Origin of the sequence: Streptomyces sp. IBSBF 2435, assembly GCF_036815005.1 — a bacterium.
Classification (GTDB): Bacteria; Actinomycetota; Actinomycetes; order Streptomycetales; family Streptomycetaceae; genus Actinacidiphila.
The window spans coordinates 1-6,102 of sequence record NZ_JAJSYW010000278.1; the positions used below are offsets into that span (position 1 = coordinate 1).

Consider the following 6,102-nt stretch of genomic DNA (forward strand, 5'->3'; position numbering starts at 1 on the left):
GGATGATGGGGGAATATCGGGCAGGAAGGGATAAATCCCTGTTGGCGGCCGGGCGGAACCGGCCGCCCGACCCGGTCGGGGGTGCGAGGCATGACCGCCAGCGGCGACACCCCTGGCGCGGACCAGCCGCCCCCGAAGGGCGCCCAGCCTCCGCCGTCCGACGCGCCCGGCGGTGACGGGGGCATCACCGGAACGGGCGACGGGACGCTGCTCGACACACTGCGGGTCGCCGTCGTCATGCTCGACACCTCGGGACGGGTCCTGCTGTGGAGCCCTCTCGCGGAGGAAGTGCTCGGGTGGGCCGGCGAGCACATCGTCGGGCGCCGGGTCGGCGGGCTGTTCGGTCCGGGGGAGCAGACCCTCGGCAGCAGGCCGCCGCCGCGGCCCGTACCGTCGGCGGGACAGGCCGAGCAGATCCTCGGGGAACTGCTGCGCGGCGGGCGCTGGAGCGGCATCCTGTCGCTGCGGCACCGCGACGGGCACACCGTGCAGGTCGAGGCGCGGGCCTCGCTGCTGGTGGACGGGGACGGGCGGCCTTTCGTCCTGGCGTCGATGGTGGAGACCAGCCGGCTGCGGACCCTTGAGCACGACCTCGCCGCCCTGGACTCGCTGTTCGACTCCTCCCCGCTGGGCGTCGCGATGTTCGACAGCGAGCTGCGCTACGTCCGCGTCAACGACGCGCTCGCCCGGATGAACGGCGTGCCTGCCGCCGACCACATCGGCCGCAGGGTCGCGGACGTGATGGGCGTCAAGAGCGCCGAGTCGCTGGCCGCGCTCCAGCGGGACGTCCTGCTCACCGGGCGGCCGGTGATCGACCTGGTCTCGCCGGCGCCCGTCGGCAAGGGGCACAGGTCGCTGTCGTACCACCGGCTGGTCGACCGGGCCGGCCGGGTGCTCGGGATCAGCGCCACCGTGATCGACGTGACCGAGCGCGTCGAGGCCGCGGCCAAGGCCGAGCGCGCCCGCCGCCGCCTGGCGCTGCTCAACGACGTCGGCTCGCGGCTGGCCGGCCAGCTCGACGTACGGCGCAATGCCGAGGAGCTGGCCGCGGTGCTGGTGCCGACGTTCTGCGACTACTCGGGGGTGGACCTGCACTACCAGCTCGCCGAGGGCGGCGAGCTGCCCGTGGCGCCGTACACCGACAGCACGCCGATGCGGCAGACCGGGGTGGGGGCGATCTCGTGGAGCCCCGACGTGGTGCGGATGATAAGGCCCGGCCAGGCGGTGTCCCACGACCGCAAGTCGCCCTTCGGGCACGTGCTGGCCACCGGACAGCCCAAGCTCTTCGGCTCGCGCGAGGACCTGACGAACGCGGCCTTCCCCGACGACCCCAAGGTCCGCGCGACCCTCGCCGTCGGCATCGAGTCGATGCTGGTGCTGCCGCTGCGCGCGCACGGCGTCGTCCTCGGGCTGCTGATCGTCGGAAGGACGGGCGCCCGCGAGGCGTTCGACCAGGAGGACGTGGCCCTCGGCATGGAGCTGGCCGACCGGGCGGGCGCGGCGCTGGACAACGCGCGGCTGTACGTGCGCGAGCGCGAGGGCGCCCTGATGCTCCAGCGCGCCCTGCTGCCGCGCTACACGCCCGCGGCGCCGGGCGTCGACGTGGCCTATCGCTACGTGCCGGGCAGCAGCGCCGCCGAGGTGGGCGGCGACTGGTTCGACGTGCTGCCGCTGGCCGGCGGCCGGGTCGCCTTCGTCGTCGGCGACGTCATGGGCCACGGACTGCCCGCAGCGGCCACCATGGGCCGGCTGCGTACGGCGGTACGTACCCTCGCGGGCCTGGACATGGCCCCCGACGAGCTGCTGCGCCGGGTCAGCGAGCTGGGCGACGACCTGGCCCAGAACCAGGCCGAGGGCTGGATGGCCACCGCCGTGTACGCCGTCTACGACCCCTCGACCCGGCGCTGCGCGATCGCCCAGGCCGGGCACCCGCCGCCGGTGCTGGTCCAGCCGGACTCCGGGTCCGGCGGGTGCGAGGCGCGGCTGCTGGACGACCTGCCGCCCGGGGTGCCGCTGGGCGTCGGCGGTGTCCGCTTCGAGACGACCGAGCTGGACGTCCCCGACGGCACGGTCCTGGTGCTCTACACCGACGGCCTGGTCGAGTCCCGGTACCACGACATCGGCACCGGCCTTGAACGCCTCCGCTCCACCTTGTGCCGCCCGCTGGACTCCCTGGAGGACGCCTGTGACGACCTGCTCGCCACCATGGAGCCCGGCCGCGAGCCCGACGACGTGGCCCTGCTGATGGCCCGCCTCGGTACATTGCCGCGCGGTTCCACCGCGGCCTGGAGCTTCCCCGCCGAGGCCAGCGCGGTACGGCTGGCCCGCCGCCGGGTGCGGGACGCGCTTGCCGAATGGGGGCTGGCCGAGCTGACCGACGTGACGGTCCTGCTGGTCAGCGAGCTGGTGACCAATTCGCTGCGGTACGCGCACGGCCCGATCGGGGTACGGATGGTGCGCGGCGGCTCGCTGCTGGTGGAGGTGTCCGATCCGCTGCCCGACCCGCCGCGCGAGCGGGAGACCACCGAGGAGGACGAGGGCGGCCGGGGGCTGCAACTGGTGGCCGGCGCGTCCCGGCGCTGGGGGACGCGGCACGGTCCGCTGGGCAAGACCGTGTGGTTCGAACTGGCACTTCCGTGACAGCTGCGACGCCTGTTCCCGTGACCGCTGCCACGGCGGACCCGTTGTGATCACCGAAATGGTTCGCGGGGCGTGTGCCGGGTATTCCGAAGACACGAGAGCGAAAGGTGCGACCGAGGTGTTCAGGGGACGGCCCCCGTGCCCCACGAGCCGAGATGATGCTGTGATCGACAAGACCGTGTGCTGGACGGTCCGCATGCTGAATACTCAGCTCCAACCGGTCCATGTGTGCTGAGCTGGAGGGGTCGGGCGAGTGAGCGACATGCCAGCAGGGGCGGTTCCGCCAGGAGACGGTACGGACGCGGCGGCACAGACCGCGGTCTGGCAGTCGAGCCCGCCCGGCTCCATCTACGACTACATACGAGTCGCGTCGTTCTCGCTCGGCCCCGACGGACGTATCGAGCAGTGGAGCGAACGCGCCGCCGAATTCTTCGGCGTCTCCGCGGAGGACGCGCTCGGCCGGGACCCCATCGCCGCCTTCGCGCCGCCGCATGTGCAGGTGCGCGGGCACGAGCGGCTCGCCGACATCCTCAACGGCCGCGAGTGGACCGGACTCGTGCCGTACAACGACGCGTCGGGCGGCGAGGGCCTGGCCGAGGTGTACGTCATGCCCGCCGACCGCGGCGCCCTGTGCATCGCCGTCGACGTGGCCACCCTGCGGCAGATCGAGACCGACCTGGCCGCCTCCCAGGCGGTCTTCGGGCAGTCCCCGATGGGCTTCGTGCTGTTCGACAACCAGCTGCGGCTGATCCGGGTCAACGACCGCTTCGCGACCGTCTTCGGCCGCCCCGCCGAGGAGCACCGCGGGCGCGGCCCGCACGACTTCCTGTCCCGGGTCGAGGCCGACCGGCTGTCCGCCGCCCTGCGCCAGGTGCTGGAGACCGGCGACCCGGTCCTCGACATGCCGCTGGTCGGCACCGTGCCCGGCGACCCGGGCCGGCGCCGCTGGTCGATCTCGCTCTACCGGCTGCACAGCTCCTCGGGACGGCCGATCGGCGTCGCGGGCCTGGCGATGGACGTCACCGGCCGGCAGCGCGCGGAGCGCGAGGCCGCGCACGCCCGCCGCAATCTGGCGCTGCTCAATGAGGCGGGCGCCCGTATCGGCACCTCGCTCGACCTGGAGACCACAGCGCGCGAACTGCTCGACGTGGCGGTGCCGCACTTCTGCGACCTGGCCTCGGTCGACCTCTACCAGGCGCTGCTGTCCGGCGCCGAGGACCTGTCGGGCACCACCGACGGCAGCGGCGAGCTGCGCAGGGTCGCCTTCGCCAGTTCGGTGTCCGACGCGCCCGTCGCCATGGCCGGCGACGACGACGACGTGTCGGCCGACGACGGCCCGGTCTCCGTCGGCTCGGTCCACCGCTACCGCTTCAGCTCCGCCAGCGCCCGCGCGCTGCGCACCGCCCAGCCGCAGGTGCTCGACGGCGACGGCGGGCAGGACCTGGGCGGCGCCCTGGTGCAGTCCACCCTCGTGGTGCCGATGGTAGCCCGCGACACGGTGCTCGGCCTGGTGCAGTTCTCCCGCGCCAAGGGCAGCGAGCCCTTCACCGAACGCGACCGGATGCTGGCCGAGGAATTGGCCGCCCGGGCGGCGATCTTCATCGACAACGCCCGCCTCTACCGCCGCGAGCACGAACGCGCCCTGATCCTCCAGCGCAGCCTGCTGCCGCCGGACGACCCCGAGGCCGCGGGTCTCGACATCGCCTGCCGCTATCTGCCGGGCAGCATGGAGACCGAGGTCGGCGGCGACTGGTTCGACGTCATCGGGCTGCCGGGCCACCGCACCGCCCTGGTCGTCGGCGACGTCATGGGCCGCGGCCTTCGGGCCGCCGTCGCGATGGGCGAACTGCGGACGGCCGTCCGTACCCTGGCGATGCTCGACCTGGAGCCCGGCGAGGTGATGAGCGCCCTGGACGAGGTCGTACGCGGCCTGGGCGCGCCCACCCCCGGCCGCGCGGGCAAGACCAAGAAGCGCGGCGAATCCGACCTCACCGAGGTCTACCTGGCCACCTGCGTCTACGTCGTCTACGACGCCGTCACCCGCCGCTGCACCATCGCCAACGCGGGCCATCTCCCGCCGGCCGTCGTGGAGCCGGGCGAGTCGCCGCTGCTGCTGGAACTGCCCAAGGGAGTGCCGCTGGGCGTCGGCGGCGAACCGTTCGAGGAGAGCGAGGTCGAGCTGCCCGAGGGCGCGCTGCTCGCCCTCTACACCGACGGCCTGGTCGAATCGCGCAGCCTGCCGCTGGACGAGGGCCTCGACGCCTTCCGGCTCTCCCTCGACGGCCCCGACCGGCCCCTAGAGGACATCTGCGACCACGTGCTCGCCACCCTGGACACCGCGCACGGCGAGGACGACATCGCGCTGCTGATGGCCAGGATCCAGGGCCTGCCGGCCGACCAGGTCGGCGACTGGACGCTCAAGCCGCAGCCCACTTCGGTGGCACGAGCCCGCGAAGTGGCCCACGAGCAGCTGCTCGCCTGGGATCTCGGCGACCTGGTCGACACCACCGAGCTGCTGGTCAGCGAGCTGGTCACCAACGCGCTGCGGCACGGCTACGGCGACATCAGGCTGCGGCTGCTGCTGGACCGCACGTTGGTGTGCGAGGTGTGGGACAGCGCCCTGGTCCAGCCGCGCCGCCGCCGTGCCCGCGACACCGACGAGGGCGGGCGCGGGCTGCAACTGGTCACCATGCTCAGCGAGAGCTGGGGCAGCAGGCGTACCCACCGGGGCAAGACCGTATGGTTCGAACTCGCCCTGCCCGGACGCCAGTCCCATGTCGCCACCCCCACCGTGGACGAGCTGCTGAGCATGTTCTGACCCCGACCCGCGGCCGGCCGGACCAAGTAGCCAACGGGCCAGGTGGCCCGCCCGGGCCGGACGGCCGGCCCGTCAGCCGGACGGACGGTCAATCGCCGCGGTGCCGCCGCGGACCGCGGGTTCGCTCAGAAGCGTCCGCCGCCGCCCATCCGGCCGCGGGTCTCGCCGCCGCCGAAGCTGCCGGGTCCCGCGCCGCCGAAGCCGGCGCCGCCGCCCATGCTGCGCATACCGCCCAGCCCGCCGAAACCGCCGCTGCCGCCGCGCCCGCCGCCGAACAGCTCACCGAGGATGATCCCGCCGAGCATGGCCCCGCCGATGCCGTTCATGTCCGGGCCGCCGCGGCGACCGCTCCAGGAGTCCGTGCCGAAGCCGCCGACGTCCCGCCGGGCCCGCCGCTGCGCCTCCCGGGCCAGCCGGTCGGCGTCCTGGGCGTGCGTCAGGGCGGCGGTGGCGTCGGCCGGGGCCGCGGTCCGCGCCTGCTGGAGGCGGCGTTCGGCCTCCGCGAGCCGGGTACGCGCCTGGCTGCCGATCGCGCCCCGGTGGGTGGTGATCACGTCGCGGGCCGCCGCGACCTCGCTGCGGGCCGCGAGCAGCGCCTGGTCGAGCAGGCCGCGGGCCCGCCGCCCGCCGACCCCCTGCTCCCG

General features: G+C 74.0%; 2 protein-coding genes and 1 pseudogene. 2 read left to right on the forward strand and 1 reads right to left on the reverse strand.

Annotated elements, in window-relative coordinates; genetic code table 11:
* The first annotated feature begins 90 nt into the window (after positions 1 to 90).
* Together V7E46_RS31810 and V7E46_RS31815 are read left to right on the forward strand one after the other, a co-directional pair.
* On the forward strand, positions 91 to 2,640 hold the full coding sequence (locus tag V7E46_RS31810) for a SpoIIE family protein phosphatase (RefSeq protein ID WP_333771656.1): 2,550 nt from the start codon (positions 91 to 93) through the stop codon (positions 2,638 to 2,640).
* 262 nt (positions 2,641 to 2,902) lie between these two features.
* Positions 2,903 to 5,458, forward strand: a complete 2,556-nt coding sequence (locus V7E46_RS31815; protein WP_333771657.1) for a SpoIIE family protein phosphatase — start codon at positions 2,903 to 2,905, stop codon at positions 5,456 to 5,458.
* 125 nt (positions 5,459 to 5,583) lie between these two features.
* On the opposite strand, the pseudogene V7E46_RS31820 reads toward V7E46_RS31815, so the two are convergent.
* A pseudogene (locus V7E46_RS31820) lies at positions 5,584 to 6,102 on the reverse strand (TPM domain-containing protein); the annotation flags it as partial.